The 18,765-nt window shown below is 70.1% G+C and carries 19 protein-coding genes; 10 read left to right on the top strand and 9 right to left on the bottom strand.

The window, feature by feature from the left end; genetic code table 11:
- The first annotated feature begins 30 nt into the window (after positions 1-30).
- Complete coding sequence (locus B5D60_RS08505) at positions 31-840, top strand: alpha/beta fold hydrolase (RefSeq protein ID WP_078699754.1); 810 nt, start codon at positions 31-33, stop codon at positions 838-840.
- Between the two features lie 54 nt (positions 841-894).
- Here B5D60_RS08505 and B5D60_RS08510 read toward each other — a convergent pair whose 3' ends face one another.
- On the bottom strand, positions 895-1,896 hold the full coding sequence (locus tag B5D60_RS08510; protein ID WP_078699755.1) for an NADP-dependent oxidoreductase: 1,002 nt from the start codon (positions 1,894-1,896) through the stop codon (positions 895-897).
- A gap of 197 nt (positions 1,897-2,093) precedes the next feature.
- Between B5D60_RS08510 and B5D60_RS08515 the strand changes: the two genes are divergently transcribed.
- Together B5D60_RS08515 and B5D60_RS08520 are read left to right on the top strand one after the other, a co-directional pair.
- Positions 2,094-3,053 (top strand): phosphotriesterase family protein, encoded by a 960-nt coding sequence (locus B5D60_RS08515; protein WP_078699756.1) that lies wholly within the window; start codon positions 2,094-2,096, stop codon positions 3,051-3,053.
- Positions 3,054-3,264: 211 nt separating this feature from the next.
- Entirely contained in the window at positions 3,265-4,674 is a 1,410-nt protein-coding gene (locus B5D60_RS08520; RefSeq protein WP_197684286.1) for a DEAD/DEAH box helicase, read from the top strand.
- A gap of 62 nt (positions 4,675-4,736) precedes the next feature.
- Here B5D60_RS08520 and B5D60_RS08525 read toward each other — a convergent pair whose 3' ends face one another.
- Complete coding sequence (locus tag B5D60_RS08525; RefSeq protein ID WP_078699757.1) at positions 4,737-5,543, bottom strand: alpha/beta fold hydrolase; 807 nt, start codon at positions 5,541-5,543, stop codon at positions 4,737-4,739.
- 223 nt (positions 5,544-5,766) lie between these two features.
- Between B5D60_RS08525 and B5D60_RS08530 the strand changes: the two genes are divergently transcribed.
- Complete coding sequence (locus B5D60_RS08530; protein WP_153302936.1) at positions 5,767-6,627, top strand: poly(ethylene terephthalate) hydrolase family protein; 861 nt, start codon at positions 5,767-5,769, stop codon at positions 6,625-6,627.
- A 175-nt stretch (positions 6,628-6,802) separates the two neighbouring features.
- On the opposite strand, the gene B5D60_RS08535 is transcribed toward B5D60_RS08530, so the two are convergent.
- The 4 genes from B5D60_RS08535 to B5D60_RS08550 form a co-directional block, all read right to left on the bottom strand.
- Entirely contained in the window at positions 6,803-7,075 is a 273-nt protein-coding gene (locus tag B5D60_RS08535) for a DUF7218 family protein (RefSeq protein ID WP_078699758.1), read from the bottom strand.
- A 58-nt stretch (positions 7,076-7,133) separates the two neighbouring features.
- Complete coding sequence (metX, locus tag B5D60_RS08540; protein WP_153302937.1) at positions 7,134-8,117, bottom strand: homoserine O-acetyltransferase MetX; 984 nt, start codon at positions 8,115-8,117, stop codon at positions 7,134-7,136.
- Between the two features lie 3 nt (positions 8,118-8,120).
- Positions 8,121-9,410 carry a bifunctional o-acetylhomoserine/o-acetylserine sulfhydrylase gene (locus B5D60_RS08545; protein ID WP_078699759.1) on the bottom strand — a complete coding sequence of 430 codons (1,290 nt, stop codon included), beginning with the start codon at positions 9,408-9,410 and terminating at the stop codon, positions 8,121-8,123.
- 92 nt (positions 9,411-9,502) lie between these two features.
- Positions 9,503-10,825, bottom strand: coding sequence for an ATP-dependent 6-phosphofructokinase (locus B5D60_RS08550; RefSeq protein ID WP_078699760.1), 1,323 nt, complete (start codon positions 10,823-10,825; stop codon positions 9,503-9,505).
- Between the two features lie 72 nt (positions 10,826-10,897).
- Between B5D60_RS08550 and B5D60_RS08555 the strand changes: the two genes are divergently transcribed.
- Positions 10,898-11,959, top strand: coding sequence for an alpha/beta hydrolase (locus tag B5D60_RS08555; RefSeq protein WP_078699761.1), 1,062 nt, complete (start codon positions 10,898-10,900; stop codon positions 11,957-11,959).
- A gap of 43 nt (positions 11,960-12,002) precedes the next feature.
- Here B5D60_RS08555 and B5D60_RS08560 read toward each other — a convergent pair whose 3' ends face one another.
- Entirely contained in the window at positions 12,003-14,120 is a 2,118-nt protein-coding gene (locus B5D60_RS08560) for an Ig-like domain-containing protein (RefSeq protein ID WP_078699762.1), read from the bottom strand.
- Positions 14,121-14,298: 178 nt separating this feature from the next.
- Between B5D60_RS08560 and B5D60_RS08565 the strand changes: the two genes are divergently transcribed.
- Positions 14,299-14,901: a TetR/AcrR family transcriptional regulator gene (locus B5D60_RS08565; RefSeq protein WP_078699763.1), complete on the top strand. Its 603-nt coding sequence runs from the start codon at positions 14,299-14,301 to the stop codon at positions 14,899-14,901.
- Positions 14,898-15,689: a TIGR03084 family metal-binding protein gene (locus B5D60_RS08570; RefSeq protein ID WP_078699764.1), complete on the top strand. Its 792-nt coding sequence runs from the start codon at positions 14,898-14,900 to the stop codon at positions 15,687-15,689. The genes B5D60_RS08565 and B5D60_RS08570 overlap by 4 nt, the downstream gene beginning before the upstream one ends.
- Positions 15,690-15,725: 36 nt before the next feature.
- Here B5D60_RS08570 and B5D60_RS08575 read toward each other — a convergent pair whose 3' ends face one another.
- Together B5D60_RS08575 and B5D60_RS08580 are read right to left on the bottom strand one after the other, a co-directional pair.
- A complete protein-coding gene (locus B5D60_RS08575) occupies positions 15,726-16,427 on the bottom strand; it encodes a hypothetical protein (RefSeq protein ID WP_078699765.1) in 702 nt (233 codons plus the stop codon).
- 97 nt (positions 16,428-16,524) lie between these two features.
- Complete coding sequence (locus tag B5D60_RS08580; RefSeq protein ID WP_078699766.1) at positions 16,525-17,178, bottom strand: hypothetical protein; 654 nt, start codon at positions 17,176-17,178, stop codon at positions 16,525-16,527.
- 141 nt (positions 17,179-17,319) lie between these two features.
- Here B5D60_RS08580 and B5D60_RS08585 point away from each other — a divergent pair, with 141 nt between their 5' ends.
- Genes B5D60_RS08585 through B5D60_RS08595 form a run of 3 tightly spaced genes read left to right on the top strand, consistent with a single transcriptional unit; the run spans position 17,320 to position 18,758 of the window.
- On the top strand, positions 17,320-17,676 hold the full coding sequence (locus B5D60_RS08585) for a nuclear transport factor 2 family protein (RefSeq protein ID WP_078699767.1): 357 nt from the start codon (positions 17,320-17,322) through the stop codon (positions 17,674-17,676).
- Positions 17,677-17,678: 2 nt separating this feature from the next.
- Positions 17,679-18,206, top strand: a complete 528-nt coding sequence (locus tag B5D60_RS08590; RefSeq protein WP_078699768.1) for a DUF1990 family protein — start codon at positions 17,679-17,681, stop codon at positions 18,204-18,206.
- Between the two features lie 36 nt (positions 18,207-18,242).
- Positions 18,243-18,758 (top strand): hypothetical protein, encoded by a 516-nt coding sequence (locus tag B5D60_RS08595; RefSeq protein WP_153302938.1) that lies wholly within the window; start codon positions 18,243-18,245, stop codon positions 18,756-18,758.
- Positions 18,759-18,765 lie beyond the last annotated feature (7 nt).

The following is an 18,765-nucleotide window of genomic DNA, read 5'->3' on the forward strand; positions in this document are numbered from 1 at the left end:
GACGCAGGTCACACGAGAGGATCCCCCCACATGACGACGATCAACGCAGCAGGCACGACCTTCAATGTCGAGGACACCGGGGAGGACGACCTCCCCGCCGTCGTCTGCCTCCACTCGCTCTTCCTCGACCACCGCATGTTCGACGGCCTGGTGGAGGCCGGCCGAGGGCGGTTCCGGTTCGTCCTGCCCGAGTTCCGCGGTCAGGGCGCGAGCGCGCCCGCCGAGTCCGACGAGGTCACGATGGAGCAGGCCGCGGGCGACACCGCCGCCGTGCTCGATGAGCTCGGCCTGCAGGACTCCCTCGTGGTGGCGTCGTCGATGGGCGGCGACGTCGCGGCACGGCTGGCCGCCTACCGGCCCGACCTGGTGCGGGCACTCGCCTTCGTCGGCTCGTCCGTTCGTGGCGAGCCCGCCGAGAAGGTGGAGGAGTACGTGGCGTTCGCGACGAACGCCGCCCAGCAGGGCTTCGTCGACGACCGGCTGGAGTTCCTGCAGCAGGTGATGCTTGGCCGGTCGACGCTCGAGGACCCGCAGAAGAAGGACGTGGTGGACCTGTGGTCGGGACGGATGAGCGAGCTCGGCGCCGACCTGCTGCCCGCGATGGTGGGGGTCATGCGCCGCAAGGACGCCACGCCCCTGCTGCCGTCGATCGGCGTCCCGGCCCTCGTGGTCTCGGGCGAGGAGTGCCCGGTGCGGCCGCCGGACTGGGCCGCCGAGCTGGCCGACGGCCTGCCCGACTCGGAGCTGGTGATGGTGCCGCGCTGCGGGCACAGCCCGCTGCTCGAGGCACCCGACACGGTGGTACCGAAGGTGCTGGACTTCCTGGCCGCCCACGCCTGACGCACGACGGCGCCGGAGCGATCTCTCGCTCCGGCGCCGTTCGCGTGGGGTCGGTCAGGCGACCTTGAGGACCAGCTTGCCGGTGTTGCGTCCCTCGAAGAGGCCGAGCAGCGTCTCGCCGAACTTCTCGACGCCGCCCTCGACGACCGTCTCGCGGGCGACGAGCTTGCCCGAGGAGATCAGCTCGGACATGTCGGCGATGGCCGCCGCGTCCTTCTCGGGGTAGTCGAACACGAGGAAGCCCTGCATCTTCGCGCGGAAGACCAGCAGCGACATGTAGCGCTTCGGGCCGGGCGCGAGCTTCTCGTCGTTGTAGGTCGAGACGGCGCCGCAGATGATCACCCGGGCACCGCGACGCAGGTTCGCCAGCGCGGCGTCGAGGATGTCGCCACCGACGTTGTCGAAGTAGATGTCGACGCCCTTCGGGGCGACCTCGCGCAGCCGCTTGAGCACGTTCTCGCTCTTGTAGTCGATCGCCTCGTCGAAGCCGATCTCCTTGAGCCACGCGCACTTCTCGGCACCGCCGGCGATGCCGATGACGGTGCAGCCCTTGGCCTTGGCCAGCTGCCCGGCGACGCTGCCGACCGCGCCCGCGGCGGCCGAGATGACGACGATGTCGCCCTCCTTCATCTCACCGACCTCGTGCAGGCCGTGGTACGCCGTGAGGCCGGGCATGCCGAGGGCGCCGAGCCACGTGGCGGGGCCCACGAGGGAGGTGTCGATCTTCTGAACGCCGTCGCCGTTGCTGATGGCGTACTCGGTCACGCCGAGGGTGCCGGTGACGGCGTCGCCCGCCGCGAAGTCGGGGTGGTTCGACTCGACGACGGTGCCGGTGCCGGAGGCGCGCATGACCTCACCGATCTGCACGGGAGGCAGGTAGGAGCGCACGTCGTTCAGCCAGCCGCGCATCGCGGGGTCGAGCGAGATGTGGTCGATCTTCACCAGGAACTCGCCGTCCGCCGGGGCGGGAAGGTCGACCTCCTCGGTCGCCCAGGTGCTGTCGTCGGGAAGTCCCGAGGGGCGCTGGGCGAGGGTGACGCGCTTGGTGGTGGTCATGCTTCACGACCGTACTCGGTTGCACGGACGGGGCCCATGGGAGTGGAGTTTGCAGGCGTTGCGAGGGGTCGCAGCGCGGAGGAGGCGCTCATCGGGAATTCCTCTCGAAAGACAGTTGAATCCGGACTCAAATTCAGTACGCTGTGATCCTAGGGGTGTGACACAAGCCACATCAACTGACCATCCAAGGAGTGCGCATGGCGACTGTCCAGACCGTCAAGGGTCCGATCGACAGCTCTGAACTGGGTCGGACCCTGGTCCACGAGCACGTCTTCGTCCTGGGCGAGGAGTTCCGCATCAACTACGCCGGGGACTGGGACGAGGACCAGAAGGTCGCCGACGCCGTCCGTGACCTGAACGACCTCAAGTCGGCGGGCATCGACACGATCTTCGATCCCACCGTGCTCGGCCTGGGGCGGTACATCCCGCGCATCCAGAAGGTCGCCGCCCAGACCGACCTCAACATCGTCGTGGCGACGGGCCTCTACACCTACAACGACCTCCCGCACCAGTTCGAGCACCGCGGCCCCGGCCTGCTGTTCGACCAGCCGGAGCCGCTCGTCGAGATGTTCCTCAAGGACATCAACGAGGGCATCGCCGACACCGGTGTGAAGGCGGCGTTCCTCAAGTGCGTCATCGAGGAGCCGGGCCTGACGCCCGGGGTGGAGCGCGTCATGCGCGCCGTCGGCCAGACCAGCTCGCAGACCGGCGCCCCGGTCACGGTGCACACCAACCCGCACACCCGCTCGGGCCTCGTGGCCCAGAAGGTGCTGGGGGAGGAGGGCGTCGACCCGAGCAAGATCGTGCTGGGCCACTCCGGTGACTCCGACGACGTCGACTACCTGTCGGAGCTCGCCGAGAAGGGCTCGCTGCTGGGCATGGACCGCTTCGGACTGGACGTCTACCTGTCCACCGAGAAGCGCGTGGACACGATCGTCGAGCTCGTGCGCCGCGGGTACGTCGAGAAGATCACGCTGGCCCACGACGCCTCGTGCTACATCGACTACTTCAAGCCCGAGGACAAGGTCGAGATGCAGCCGAACTGGAACTTCCGGCACATCCCGGACGACGTCGTGCCGATGCTGCTGGAGAAGGGCCTCAGCGAGGACGATGTGGACACGATGCTGGTGAAGAACCCGCGCCGCTACTTCGAGTGATCCTCCCACTCGGATCGACAGGGCCCCGGCGACGAGCCGGGGCCCTGCTGTGTGGGGGAGTCGCGGGTCACGTCGTCAGGATGAGGCCCCAGCGGCGCCCGGCTGCTAGGCTCGAAAGGTGAACGCGCCCTTCGCGCGCTGTTCCGGCCCGACGATGTAGCGCGGAAATCGCGTCCCTGGCAAGCGGGCACCCTTCAGTGATTGAGACCCCTTGACCCAGATTGACCGCAGCCCTGCGCTGCCCACGTTCAACGACTTCAACCTCCCCGACGGCCTCGTGCGCAAGCTCGCACAGCAGGAGATCGTCAACCCCAGCCCCATCCAGCAGGCCGTCCTCCCGGCGGCCCTCGAGGGACGCAACGTCCTCGGCCGCGCCCGCACCGGCTCGGGCAAGACGCTCGCGTTCGGCCTGCCCGTGCTGGCCCGCCTCGCCGGCCGTCAGAGCCGTCCCAAGGCGCCCCGCGCGCTGATCCTGCTGCCCACCCGTGAGCTCGCGACGCAGGTGCACGCCGCCCTGCTGCCGCTGGCGCAGAAGATGGGCCTGAAGCACACCGTTGTCTACGGTGGCGTGCCGATCAACAAGCAGATCAACGCGCTCAAGGGCGGCATCGACATCGTCATCGCCACCCCGGGCCGCCTGACCGACCTGCTCGACCGTCGTTGCCTCACGCTCGACGCCATCGAGATCACAGTCCTCGACGAGGCCGACCACCTGTGCGACCTCGGCTTCTTCAAGCCGATCGACGCGCTGCTCGCCCGCACCCCGGCGAACAGCCAGCGCCTGCTGCTCTCGGCCACGCTCGACGGCGACGTCGACAAGCTGGTGCGTCGTCACCTGCCCCAGCACGCGCTGTTCGAGGTGGACTCCACCGACGACAACGTCGAGACGATGGAGCACCACGTGCTCGTCACCGAGGCCACCGAGAAGACCCGCACCGCGTACGACCTGCTCAGCGTGAACCCGCGCAGCATCGTCTTCACGCGCACGCGCCGCGGCGCCACGCGCCTGGCGAAGCAGCTCACGCAGAAGGGCGTCTCGGCGGTCGACATGCACGGCGACCTCTCGCAGCGTCACCGCGAGCGGAACCTCGCGCAGTTCACGCGGGGTGAGGCCACCGTCATCGTCGCCACCGACGTCGCCGCCCGCGGCATCCACGTCGACGGCATCGGCCTGGTCGTGCACTACGACGCGCCCGCCGAGCACAAGGCGTACCTGCACCGCTCGGGCCGCACCGCCCGCGCCGGCGAGTCGGGTTCGGTCGTCACGATGACCACCCCCGACGCGCTCAAGGAGGTCATGACCCTCCAGCGCAAGGCGGGTGTGACCGCGCGTCACCACTACGCATCCTCGGCCCCGTCGCCGATGACCGTGGCGTCGCTGACGACCGCGGGCACCGAGGCGCCCGAGATGCCGGCCGACGGACGCTCCCGCGGTGGCTCCAGCCAGGGTCGCGGAGGCCGCGGTCGCGGTCAGGGCGCCGGTGGCCAGGGTCGCGGTGGCCAGGGCCGTGGTGGCCAGGGTCGCGGTGGGCCGGGCGGACGCCCGCAGGGCTCGCGCAGCCCCGGTCGTCGTCGCGACGGTGCGCCCACCAGCGCGCCCACCAGCTCGCGGAGCAACTGACCTCCTACGCACGACAGACCACGAGGGCCCCGGCATCACGCCGGGGCCCTCGTGTCATGTGGTCAGACGGGCGCGACCTCGGCGAGGTGGCGCTCGAGGACCTCGTTGACCGCCTCGGGATTCTCCAGGGCGTGCACGTGGCCCGTGCGCTCCATGCGGATCAGCTCCGCGTGCGGCACGCCGGCGACGATCTGCTCGGACTTCGCGGGCGGGTACGTCGCGTCCTCGGTGCCGGCCACCACGACCAGCGGGACGCGGATGTCGCCGAGCTCGTCGAGCACACCGGGCCGGTGGGCGATGTTCCAGGCGGCGTCCGCGTACTCCGGTCCGCGGCTCAGCAGCAGCTCCCGCACACCGGCCAGGACGTCGGCCCGGGACGGGTCGGTCAGCGTGGTGGTGCCCATCATGAACTGCAGCACGCCGTCGAGCACCGGCTCCATCCCGTGCTCGGCCAGGACCTCGATCAGCTGGTCCATCTGGTCGGCCTGCTCCTCCACGTCGGCCGAGGTGCCCATGACGACGGCCGAGCGGAGGAGGTCGCCGTGGCGGGCGGCCAGGCGCAGGCCGATGAAGCCGCCCATCGAGTTCCCGACGAAGACGACGGGGGCCAGGTCCAGGGCGTCGATCAGGGCCACGACGTCGGCGGTGTGGGTGTCGTAGTCGAGCTGATCACGGGGGGCCCGTGCGCTGCGTCCCTGCCCCCGGTGGTCGTAGCGGATCACGCGGTAGCGGTCGGCGAAGCGGTCCGCCTGGCCCTGGAACATCCGCGAGTCGAAGAACATCGAGGGACTCATCACGAGGGTCGGCGCGTCGCGCGGGCCTTCGTCCTCGTAGTGCAGGGTCGTGCCGTTGACGTCGATGGTGGGCATGGGGGGCTCCCGTCATTTCTGAAATTGAACTCACCTTAGTGGAATGTGGTGTGGCTCACATTTTTCTCTTGACAGGAGGCGTGGACGTCACGCATCGTGAGGTCACCAACTATCCGCACAAGGTGTGCAGATACCTTGGATCGGCCCGTCATCGGGGGGCAAGCCGCTGCGTTTGGACGAGCTCGTCCCAACGGTTCGATCCAGACCGTCGAAGGAGACGAGCATGAAACTGTCCAGACTGATCGCGGTGGCGTTCGCCGGAGCGGCACTCACCGTCGGCGCCGCCACCCAACCAGTGGTCGCGGCCGACAATCCGTACGAGCGGGGGCCCGCCCCGACGAACAGCAGCATCGAGGCGACCCGCGGTCCGTTCGCGGTGAGCACCAAGACGATCTCGTCGCTCTCCGCGCGGGGCTTCGGCGGCGGCACGATCTACTACCCGACCACCACCACCGCGGGGACGTTCGGCGTGGTCGCGATCTCCCCTGGCTACACGGCGGCGCAGTCGACGATCTCGTGGCTCGGCCCGCGGATCGCCTCGCAGGGGTTCGTCGTCATCACGATCGACACCAACAGCCGGTTCGACCAGCCCGGCCCGCGCGGGACGCAGCTGCTCGCGGCGCTCGACCAGACGATCGCCGACACGACCGTCCGCAGCCGCATCGACGCCTCGCGGCAGGCCGTGGTCGGTCACTCGATGGGCGGTGGTGGAACCCTCGAGGCGGCCAAGACGCGTCGCTCCCTCGAGGCGACGATCGGTCTGACGCCGTGGAACCTCGACAAGTCGTGGCCCGAGGTCGAGGCCGCGTCCCTGGAGATCGGTGCGCAGAACGACACGGTGGCGCCCCCCGGCTCGCACGCCATCCCGTTCTACAACTCCCTGACCAACGCCGAGCGCCGCTCGTACCTGGAGCTGCGTGGCGCCAGCCACTTCGCACCGAACTCCAGCAACACGACGATCGCGAAGTACTCGATCGCCTGGCTCAAGCGCTACGTCGACAACGACACGCGCTACGAGCAGTTCATCAGCCCCGGGCCGAGCCCGTCGCTGACGAACGGCATCTCGGACTACCGCATCAACTGACCGAGAGTCTCGGGGCCGGCCGAAGGGCCGGCCCCGAGGCACGCCCGGCGGTCCGTGCGGCGCCGCCACCCCCAGCCCACTTTTGGAACGCGATGCACGCTCGCGCGCGGGAGGAACGTGCAACGCGTTCCAAAAGTTGCGCGCGGGGGAGCGGGGTCGCAGGAAGCCCGCGCCGTCAGGAGTTGCGCAGGGCGTCGATCAGCTCGGACTTCCTCTGGCTCGAGTAGCCGGTCAGCCCGATCTCCTTGGCGCGCTTGCGCAGGTCGGCGACGGTCCAGTCCTCGTAGGCCGGTGACGTCCCGCCGCGCTTGCCGACGGCCTTCTTCCCGTCGCGGGCCGCGGCGTTCGAGATGCGGGCCGCCTTGGACTTCGATGCGCCGTCGTCCCGCAGCTCCTCGTAGAGGTCGGGATTCTTCAGGCTCGAGGGAGCCTTCTTCTTCGGTGCCATGGGATCTCCTCTCGATCCCACGACACCACGAGGTGCGTGCTCGCGCTACCGGACGGGCTCAGTGCTCGAGGAGGTCGCGGGCGAGGGCGCCCACCTGGACGTGCTCGATGAGGAAGCCGTCGTGCCCGTGCGGCGAGCGCACCACGGCGAGCGGCTCGGCCGTGGGGATGAGGTCGGCCAGCTCCTGCTGCTGGTACGGCGGGTAGAGGCGGTCCGAGTCGATCGCGGCGACCACGGTGCGTGCCGTGACCCGGCCCAGGGCGGCGGCGAGGCCGCCGCGATCGCGCCCCACGTCGTGGCTGTTCATCGCCTCGCCGAGGGCGATGTAGGACCACGCGTCGAAGCGCTTCACCAGCTTGTCGCCGTGGTGCTGCAGGTACGACTGCACCGTGAAGCGCCCGTCGGACTGGACGGTCCGGCCGAACCGCTCGGCCAGCTCGGCCTCGCTGCGGTACGTGGTGTGGGCGATCCGCCGGGCCAGCTCGAGGCCCGCCTCGGGGCCCGCCGCGCGGATGACGTCGGCCTGCGTGGAGGTCCAGGCGATCTGCTCGGCCGACGCGTAGGCGGACGAGGCGAGCAGGAAGAGGCGCTGCACCCGCTCGGGGTGCGTGACCGCCCACTCGACCGCGCGCATCCCGCCGGCCGAGCCACCGATCACCGCGTGCCAGCGATCGATGCCGAGGTGGTCGGTCAGCATCGCCTCGGCGGCCACCTGGTCGCGCACGGTGATCGCCGGGAAGCGGTTGCCCCAGAGGCGGCCGTCCGGGCCGATCGAGGCAGGGCCGGTGGTGCCCTTGCAGCCGCCCAGGATGTTGGCCGCGACGACGAAGAATCGGTCGGTGTCGATGCCCAGACCCGGCCCGACGACCTCGTTCCACCAGCCGTCCGGACCGGCGACCACCGAGTCGCCGGTGAGTGCGTGCAGCACGAGCACGGCGTTGTCGCCGGTGAACTCGCCCCACGTGTCGTACGCGACCTCCAGACGTGGGAGGACCTCACCCCCTTCGAGGGTGAGGTCTCCCAGTGGCTGAACGGTGGTCACGGCTTACTTGGCCGCCCGGAACCCGGCGTCGAGGTCGGCGAGGATGTCGTCGATGCCCTCGATGCCGATCGCGAGGCGGACGAGCCCGGGGGTGACGCCGGTGGCGGCGTGCTCCTCGGGGGTGCCCTGCGAGTGGGTGGTGCTGGCCGGGTGGATCGCCAGCGAGCGGACGTCGCCGATGTTCGCGACATGGCTGAACAGCTCGAGCGCGTCGATGAAGCGACGGCCGGCGTCGACGCCACCGGGCAGCTCGAACGTGAGCACCGCGCCCGAGCCCTGCGGCGTGTACTTGTCGGCGAGCTCCTTGTAGGGGTTGCCGTCGAGCGACGCCCAGGTGACCTTCGCGACGTCCTCGCGCGCCTCGAGCCACTCGGCCACCTGGCGGGTGTTCTCGATGTGGCGCTCGATGCGCAGGCTCAGGGTCTCGAGGCCCTGGGCGATCAGGAACGCGTTGAAGGGAGAGACGGCGGGGCCGACGTTGCGCAGGTACTGCACGCGCAGCTTGGCGATGTACGCCGCCGGGCCGAGCGCCTCGCTGAAGACGAGGCCGTGGTAGCTGGCGTCGGGGGTGGTGAAGCCGGGGTACTTGTCGCCGTGGGCGCCGTAGTCGAAGGTGCCGCCGTCGATGACGACGCCCGCGATCGCGGTGCCGTGACCGCCGATGTACTTCGTGGCCGAGTGGACCACGGTGTCGGCGCCGTGCTTCAGCGGGTTCAGCAGGTACGGCGTGGCGACGGTGTTGTCGACGATGAACGGGACGCCGACCTCCTTCGCGACCGCGCTGATGGCCTCGAGGTCGAGGATGTCGCCCTTCGGGTTGCCGATGGTCTCGCCGAAGAACACCTTCGTGTTCTCGCGGGTCGCGGCGCGCCAGGCGTCGGGGTTGTTGCTGTCCTCGACGAACGTGACCTCGATGCCGAGCTTGGGGAACGTGTGGCGCAGCAGCGAGTCGGTGCCGCCGTAGAGGCTGGCCGACGCGACGATGTGGTCGCCCGCCTCGGCCACGTTCGTGAGGGCGCCGGTGGTGGCGGCCTGGCCCGAGGCCACGAGCAGCGCGCCCACGCCGCCCTCGAGCGCGGCGAGGCGCTGCTCGACGACGTCCTGCGTCGGGTTCATGATGCGCGTGTAGATGTTGCCCGGCTCCGCCAGAGCGAACAGGTCGGCGGCGTGCTGGGTGTCGCGGAACTGGTACGAGGTCGTCTGGTAGATCGGCAGCGCGCGCGCACCCGTGGCGGGGTCGGGCGTCTGGCCGGCGTGGATCTGCTTGGTCTCGAACGACCAGTGCTCGCTCATGGGTGCTCCTTCGGCATCGGGTGTCAGTGTGACCCTGTCACCGTTCGGCGCTTCCTTCCGGAGGTCTCATCATGTGAGAGCGGCGTCCGGGATCAGGACATGTTGAAGGGCTGCGCGGTCGATTCCAGGACCGAGAGCCAGAGGTCGCCGTCGGGGTTGACGTTCTGCGTGTTCTTGACGACCACGGAGATCGGCACGTGGGCGAAGCGGTGCCGGGGACGCCCGATCACCATGTCGGTGCGGCCGGCCATCGCGGCGTGGACGGCGGCCTGGGCCAGCCGGGTGCAGTAGACCGAGTCGGCGGCGTCGGCCGGCACTGATCGGATCATGTAGCCGGGGTCGAAGTACCGCAGCGTGAGCGGCTCGTCGTGGTCCTTGAAGTCGCGCGCGATCTGGGCACGCAGGAAGCCCGCGAAGTCGCCCAGCACGGTGTTGCCGCTGGCGTCGGTGCGACGACTGGCGGGGATGAGGTCCTGCCCGGCCCCCTCGGCCAGCACGATCACGGCGCTGCCGCGCTCCTTCACGCGCTTGCGCAAGGTGGCGAGCAGGCCGTTCTCGCCCTGGAGGTTGAAGGGGACCTCGGGGATCAGCACGAAGTCGGCGTCGTGGTTGGCCAGTGCGGCGTAGCAGGCGATGAACCCGGCGGCGCGACCCATCACCTTGACGACCCCGACGCCGCCGATGGCCGCCTCGACCTCGACGCGGGCGCCCTTGATCGACTCGGCGGCCTTCGCGTAGGCGGTCTGGAAGCCGAAGCTGGTGCCGATCAGGGGGATGTCGTTGTCGATCGTCTTCGGGACGCCGACGACCGCGATGGGCAGGTCGCGGGCGAGGGCCTCCTCGGCGATCGCGTGGGCGCCGCGCATCGAGCCGTCGCCACCGATGACGAAGAGGACGTCGATCTCGCGGTGCACCAGGTTGTCGACGATCTGGGGGATGTTCTGGCTGCCGCGGGACGAGCCGAGCACCGTGCCGCCGCGATCGGTGATGGTCTCGACGAAGGCGGGCGTCAGCGTGATCGGGTCGGGCGCCTTGCCGGGCACGAGGCCCGCGTAGCCGTTCTTGAAGCCGGTGATGTCGGTGACGCCGTAGTGCTCGAAGAGCTCCAGCACGATCGCCCGGATCACGTCGTTGAGGCCGGGGCACAGGCCGCCGCACGTGACGATGCCGACCTTGGTCTTCTTCGGGTCGAAGAAGATCTTGCGGCGGGGCCCTCCGGGCTCGAACGAGGGGACCTCGGTCAGGGGGGTGTCGCCGCGCGCGGACAGCAACGAGATCGTGTCGTCGATGAGGACGCGATCGGTCTCGGCGACGTAGTAGGCGTTGGTGGCGCGAGCCGCGACATAGTCGGACAGCGGCGAGTCGTACTTGCACTCGCCGAGGGTGCGGACCTGCAGTTCCTCGAGCGTCACCACGGGGACAGGCTATCGGAGCGCGGCGCCCCGCTGACAGGACGCGGAAAACCGCCCGGTCGATAAACTCGGGGCGTGGACACGCAGCCGGACCCTCGTCGCGGACGCCGCCGCCCGATGCGGGCGGTGCACACCGCCGCAGTCCTGCACGACGCGCCCACGCCGCTGGCCCGCATGATCGGACGCGGCGCACGGATGACCGTCAAGCCGCTGCTGCGCCTGGCGCCGGTGGACGAGCGCACGATGCGGCGCCTCCAGCGGTTCGCCGAGGTGGTCAACCGCGGCGCCTCCGAGGACATCACGGTCGAGGCCGGCGACATCGGCGGCGTGCCCGGCGAGGTCATGACGCCCGGCGACGGGCCCACCACCGGGCTGCACCTGCTCTACCTCCACGGTGGCGGGTTCTTCACCGGCAGCGTCCACTCGTACCGGTCGATGCTCGAGGAGATCGTGCGCGCCACCGGCGGCACGATCTACGCGGTCGACTACCGCCAGCTCCCGGTGGGCGGCATCGCCGACTCGGTCCAGGACGCCATCGCGGCGTACGAGGACGTCGTGACACGGGCACCCGACGCGGGCAAGGTCGTCGTCGCGGGCGACTCCGCCGGCGGCTACCTGACCATGAAGGTGGCCGAGCTGGCCACGCGTCGTGGCCTGCCCGCCCCGGCCGCGCTGATCGCCTTCTCGCCGCTGCTGAGCCTCGAGCCCGACCGCCAGGACAAGAACGTCATGCGCGTCGACAAGGTGCGCGAGGCCGTGCTGCCGATCGCGCGGGTCGCGGCGCTGCGCCGGCTCTGGCTCCCCGAGGGCGACATCATCGAGGGCTTCGCCGACCCGCTCCACGCCAGCGCCTACATCCACTCGCCCACGCACCTGGTGGCGGTGGAGGACGAGTTCCTCCGCCCCGAGGTGGAGGCGTTCGCGCTCCTGCTCGACGACAAGGGCGTCGAGGTGGACGTGCACCTGTGGCGCGGCCAGCTGCACGCGTTCCCGATCATGGCCGGGCACCTGCCCGACGCCGACCTCGCGATCGAGCTCGCCGCGGAGTTCGCCCTGCGGCACATCGGCGAGCCGCCCGAGGTCGAGGTCGAGGACGCCGGCGCGCGGCCCGAGACCCTCGAGGGCGAGATGGCCTGACGGTTCCCCGGTCACGTGCGTCACCGGGGAACCGGCGATCAGGTCAGCCGGCGACCTTCACCTTGATGACGTGCAGCTTGCCGTTCTGCGTGTAGCCGAGGTTCCACGAGCGGGTCGCGCTCGTCGTCATCGACATCGTCACGCCGAGGGCCCACGTGTTCTTGCCGGCCTTCTCGAACGGCACCGACCCGCGGTGCGGCTTGCCCGGCGCCGGGGTCGCGTAGACGTAGTTCGCCTTGGCGCCGCGGACGCGGATCGTGTACGTCTCGCCGTGCTTGACCCGGTAGACGCCGTTCTTCAGCTTGGCGCCCTGGATCTCGTACGAGGCGAGGCGGTAGGCGACGCGCTTCGTGCGAATGTTGCCCGCGACGTCGATGGCCTGCGCGGACACGACGACCCGGCTGCCGCTGCGCTTCGTGGTGACCTTGCAGCTTTTCACGCCCGACAGCGAGTCCTTGGCGGAGCACTTCGCCTGCGGGGCGTCGAAGTAGCTGCGGCCCGCCTTGACGCCCTTGATGCCCACGCTGGGCTTGGTGCGATCGAGCTTGACCGCGGCGGTGGCCGTGGCGACGCCGCCGTCGGCGGTGCGGATCGTGCGCGTCACGCTGGACGAGCCGTTCTTCGTGATCGTCACCGGCTTCGGGCACGGCGTGGCCAGCTGGGCCGCCGAGGTGCACTCGAACGAGACCTTGACCGGCGTGCGGTACCACCCGCCGCGTGACTTCTGCGACGAGCTCACGCGGGTGGTGATGGTCGGGTTCGACCGCGACGTGGAGGCGGACGAGGCGTTGAAGTCCGTGCTGCCGGCGTACTCGGCCGAGACCGCGTGGGCCTTGTCGGTCGCGACGGTGTGCGTGAGCTTCGCGGTGCCGTTCTCGAGGGTGGCGGTGCCGACCTTCGCGCCGTCGACGCGGAACGTGACCTCGCCGGTGGGGGTGCCGGCGCCCGGGGCGACCGGCTCTACGACCGCGGAGAGCTCGTTCGCCTTCACGGAGACCCTGGTGGTGGTGCTCGCGGCGGTGACGCTCAGCGAGGCGGCGTCGCTGGAGTCTCCGTAGATCCAGTTGGTCTCGGGCCACCAGAACGCCTCGACCTGGTGGGTGCCGAGGTCTTCGGTGATGCGGGTGCTCGCGGCGCCGTCGCCGTCGAAGGCGACCGCGTCGACCGGGTCACCGTCGACCCGGAACTGCACGACGCCGCCGGCGGCGCCGATCGAGCCGGACTCGACGTCGACCTGGGCGGTCGCCGTGGTGCCCTCGCCCGTCACGGCGCTCGCAGGATCGAGCGTGAGGTCGACCGACGTGGCGATCGCGTTCACGGTGATGTCCTGCTCGACGGTCTCGGCGGCGAGGAACCCCTCCGCCGCGGCCTGGTCGGCGGCGATCGTGCAGGTGCCGATGCGGTCGAAGGTCACGGTTGTCCCGTCGACCGAGCAGATGTCGGCGGTGGTCGACGAGAACGTCACCGGGTTGCCGGAGGCGCCGCCGGTGGCCGCGACCGTGTAGGTCTGGCCTGCGTGAGCGCTGGTGGGAGCCGACGAGGTGAAGGTGATGGCCTGCGGGGCGTCGCGCACGACCTCGCCCGAGCACGCCTCGCCGATGCGGAAGGTGGCGGCGCGCGCGTGGCTGAAGATCTGGCGGACGGCGGCGAGATCATCGGTGACGGCGAGGTAGTTCTCGCCCTCGAACTGGTAGGTCGTCAGCTGGGCGGTGGTGGAGTCCGGCCACACGAAGGTCGCGGACAGCTCCATCGAATCCGGGTCGACCGACCAGATGGCGCTCTGCTGGCCCTCGACCGAAGGCGACCCGGCGGGAACGGGCGTCGTGGAAGTCAGGAAGGTGTACCCGGCGCCGGACTGGCTGATGGGGAGGGCGGCGTAGTTCTCGTTGACGCCGACCACGTGGCCCGGGCGACTCTCGAGCGTGAGGTCTTGCTGCGTACCCGCGGAGATGGACACGCGGTATGCCTGATCGGCGTCCGTGGTCACGCCCGAGATGAAGCTGTCGCCGGTCGCGCAGCCGATGATGGTGTCGCCGACGATGACCTGGACGTGTCCGGTGAACGTTTCGGGGGCCGCATGGGCGCTGGTGGGCATGAGGGCCACCGCGGCAGCGAGGCCGAGGGCCGCACTGGTCGCGACGGAGGTGACGCGTCGATACATGGAGTTCGCTCTCGGGATGGGGACGCGGAGCGCTCACCCCGCGTGTGCGACTCTAGGTTTCTCGCCGGCCCCAGAAGGTCGTTTGCGCATCAACCGTCACAAGTGACTACGCATCCGCCCCAGGTCAGAAGAAACCAACAGGCTTGACTGTAAGTGTGAGGTCGAGGATGCTGGGCCGGTGACCGAAAGCCCCACGAGGACGCCCCAGCCGGAGCGCACGCGGCTCATGCGCCAGCGGCTCCTCGAGGCCACGGTCGACTCGCTCGTGGAGGTCGGCTGGGCCGGCACCTCCACCACCGTCGTGAGCCAGCGTGCCGGCGTCAGTCGCGGCGCGCAGCTGCACCACTTCCCGAGCAAGCAGGACCTCGTGGTCGCGGCCGTGGAGTACATCGCCGAGCGTCGTCGCGAGGAGCTGGCGATCGACCCCGACGATCTGCCCGAGAGCGGCCGCACCCGGGTGGTCCTGGGCCTGCTGTCCCACCTCGTCACGTCGCCTGCCTTCCTGGCGGCACTGGAGCTGTGGGTCGCGGCGCGGACCGACGCCGACCTGTTGGAGAAGGTGGCGCCGTTCGAGCGCCGGCTGGGTCGCGAGACGCACGCGCGCGCCGTGGAGCTGCTCGAGGTGGACGAGTCGCGCGGGCGCAACCGTCAGCTCGTCCAGGCCACGCTCGACCTCCTGCGCGGCCTCGGCCTGGCCGCGACCCTCACCGACGACTCCGCACGCCGGGCCTCGATCCTCGACGCCTGGGCCGAAACCCTCGACCGAGAACTGGAACGATGAGCAAACTCGACACTGTCCTGGACGACCTCGCCGCGGAATCGCTGCAGCTGGACGGCTGGGTCGCCGGTCTGACGCCCGACCAGTGGGGCACCGTCACCACGCCTGAGGGCTGGACCGTCGCGCACCAGGTGGCGCACCTGCACTGGACCGACGTCACCTCGACCTACGCGATCAACGACAAGGCCGCGTTCGACGCGCTGATCGTGGCGGCGCTGGAGGACCCCGAGGGCTACATCGACCGGGCCACGGACGAGCTGGCGCAGGAGCCGGCGGAGTCGCTGCTGCCGGCGTGGCGCCAGGGCCGCACCGACCTCGTCGAGGCCCTGCAGTCGGTCCCCGACGGCGACAAGATCCCGTGGTTCGGCCCGCCGATGAGCCCTGTCTCGATGGCCACCGCCCGCCTGATGGAGACGTGGGCCCACGGCCACGACGTCGCCGAGGCCCTCGGCATCGCGGTGCCGCGCACCGACCGCGCCAAGCACGTCTGCCACATCGGCGTGCGCACCTTCGCGTTCACGCACCAGATGCGCGGCGAGGAGCCCCCGGCCGTGGAGCCGCGCGTCGAGCTGACCGCGCCCTCCGGCGAGCTCTGGACGTGGGGTCCCGAGGACGCCGAGGAGCGCGTCACCGGCGACGGCTGGGACTTCGCCCTCCTGGCCACCCGCCGTCGCCACCGCTCCGACGTCGACATCACCGCCACCGGCCCCGCCGTCGACCACTGGCTCGACATCGTCCAGGCCTTCGCCGGCCTTCCCGGCAACGACCCGCTGCCGCTGGCCGAGCGCTGAAGCGAGGGGAAGCCCGCTCGGTCGACGACCTCGGGGTCAGGCAGAGGCCTTCTTGACCTTCTTCACGGCGGTTCGCGCCACGGACTCGAAGTCCTGGGTTCCCGCGCTCCCGCCCAACTCGAACCACGCGAGCATGACGAGGGTCTGGTCGACCCGGGCGATCACCATCGGCATGTCGATGGACTGCCCCTGCGTGGTGGAGCGCAGCGTCATCGCCACCATGTCGTCACCCAGCTTGGGGAAGGACAAGTCGGACACCACGTAGTCGCTCCTCATCCCTCGGGTGTCGTCGAACATCGTGAAGTAGTCACAGCCCTTCAGCGCGCTCCGGAGCGACTTCATCGACTTCACGGCGTCGTCATCGCCCCGTGAGGTCACCGTCTGAGTGAGGAAGGGGCCGAACTCGCTCTTGGCGAAGGTGACGCTGCCTTCGCCGGACGTCGCGGTGTCGTCGGCACTGGACAGGGCGGCCGTGAGCTTGGCGCAACCGGGGTCTTCCGAGGTCGTGCGCGAGTCGAACCCCCCGCCATCGCCGTACTCGGAGTCGAAGCTCCATCCGTTGGGAAGGTCCTTGAGGGTGAGGAGCGCGTCCTGGATCTGAGCTTCCGTCAGGAGCTTGGCCGGGGCCTCCTCGACGACGGCTCCGTACTCGCTCGGGTCGACGGCCGGGCTGGAGGGTCCGCAGCCCGCGAGGACCAGGGCGGACGAGACGGCGAGGGCGGCGAGAACGGACTTCACGGTCGAAGCCTAGGTATCCGCCGGCCGCTTGTTCGCCGATTGCGAGGTCGAACACCTCGAAGGGCCCGGCCATCGGCCGGGCCCTTCGCGGGTTCCGCTACTTCTTCGAGTACTTCACCCACGGGGTGAACGAGCCCTTGTACGGCAGGTGGTCGACGCGCGCCGGCGTGAACGGCACGTAGCCACTGTCGTCGACGTACCCGGACTGGATGGTCCGCACGTTGACGCGCACGTGCTTGGGATGGAGGAGGCAGCCCTTCTTCGGCTTGATGTGGACGACGACCGTGCCGTGCTCGAGGTCGTACCGCTCGCGCACGGTCTTGCCGCACGTGCCGGGGAACGGGTAGGTCTCCCAGCTCTTGCGGTACTTCTTCGATCCCTTGAGAGCGCGGAAGCCGCCGTCGCCGGGGATGCCGACCTCATCGGCGAACTCCGCACCCGCGGACGAGGCCTTCGTGTCGAGCAGCAGGCGGAACTCGCCGACCGGGGTCGTCTCCGCGTCCCAGTCGACCGCCTTCATCCTCACGGTGATCCGCACGCCCTTGGCGTTGTTGACGACCTTGACCTTGTAGAGGTCGAAGGCGCTGGAACCGCCGCCGGCGGGATCGGGAGTGGTCGCCTCGCGTGCCTGGGCGCTCGACGCCGCGCTGAGCAGGCCCACGACCAGGGCGAGGGACAGCAGGAGGCCACGGACGTGCCGGTTCGTCCCGGAGGCGTGGTCGGTGTTCGTGTTCGTTCGGTACCTGGGCATGGGTCTCTCCGTCTGTGTCGAGCCACTGGTGTCTCCAGTGGAGAGCAGGGCAGGGGCGAATCCGTACGCAGACGGTGAGACTCGTTCCGGCGCGCCGATCCGGACTGGTCAGATGCTCGGCGCGTTGGCAGAGTGCCGTCCATGACCACACCCAGCCGGCTCGAAGTCCTCGACCGCTACATGGACGGCTTCCGCCGCAGTGACCACGCGATGGTGCTCGGCTGCCTGACGGACGACGTGGTGTGGCGAGTCCACGGTCTGCGCACCACGAACGGCCAGGCCGAGTTCGACGACGAGATCGAGAACCCGGACTTCGAGGGCAGCCCGGAGTTGACCGTGAACCGCACGATCGAGGCCGGCGAGGTCATCGTGATCACCGGGACCGGAGTCGGACACCACCGCCAGGCCGGCCGGTTCGCCTTCGTCTTCAGCGACGTGTTCACCTTCCGTGCCGGCCTCATCGCCGAGGTCGACTCGTACGTCGTCCCGGTGGGGTGACCATGGTCGAAGCCCTGCCCGCCGGCGACGCGGACCGGCTGCGGGCGGCGCCGTTCACCTACGCGCCGGTCGGCGCGACGCCCGAGCCGCAGGCCGGCTTCCGCAACTTCACGCGGCAGCGCACGCTGACGCGCCGGGACTTCGCCGGAGCCGCCGAGGACCTCATGTCCTGGCGGGTCTACGAGCGGTCAGGGCTTCACGTGAGGGCGTCGGACGCCCGAGCGCAGCCCTGGTCGGTCGTGGAGATGACCTTGGGCGTCGGCACGGTCGGCGTGAAGATCCCCTGCCGCGTGGTCCACGTCATCGAGGAGCCCGACCGAGTGGGCTTCGCGTATGGGTCCCTGCCGGGGCACCCGGAGTCGGGGGAGGAGTCGTTCGTCGTCGAGCGCCGGCCCGATGGATCGCTGAGCTTCACGATCACCGCCTTCTCGCGTCCCGCCACCCGGTTGGCGCGCCTCGGCGGACCACTCACGACGGCGGTCCAAGCCGGGATGACGAGGCGGTACCTCCGCGCACTCGACCGGGGCTGACAGCGGGGCGGCCGACGGTCGGTAGCCTGCTGGCCCATGGACGAACCCCGCAACGAGACCGCCCCCTCCTCGAGGATGCGCACGCTCCTCGCGGACGACATCGGGGCGCCGATCGAGGGGACCATCGTCAGCGCGGCGACCGTGACCGTGGCCGGCGCGCACGCCGAGCACACCTCGGGAGTCTTCCTCGCGTGGGCGGTCGTGCTCGTCGTCTACTGGCTCACCCACGTCTACCTGCACGCCCTGCGCGACCAGCTTCGCCACCAGGCTGACCCGCTGCACCGTCGCCTCGCCCGCCACGTGGGACTCCAGGCCGGTGTCCTCCTCGGAGGGGTTCCGGTGATCCTCGCCTACCTGCTGGCGGTCGCCCTCGGTGCCTCAGGCAGCACCGCGATCTACCTCTGTCTGAGCTGGACGATCCTGCAGCTGGGCGTCGGAGTGCTGCTGGCCTCGCTGAGCGCGGGGCTGAGCGTGCGCCGCGCGACAGGCGAGGCGTTCATGGCCGGCCTGCTGGGGTTGTTCCTGGTGGCCGCGAAGGCCCTGCTGCACTGAGGTCCGG

This window comes from Aeromicrobium choanae (genome assembly GCF_900167475.1).
Taxonomy (GTDB): domain Bacteria; phylum Actinomycetota; class Actinomycetes; order Propionibacteriales; family Nocardioidaceae; genus Aeromicrobium; species Aeromicrobium choanae.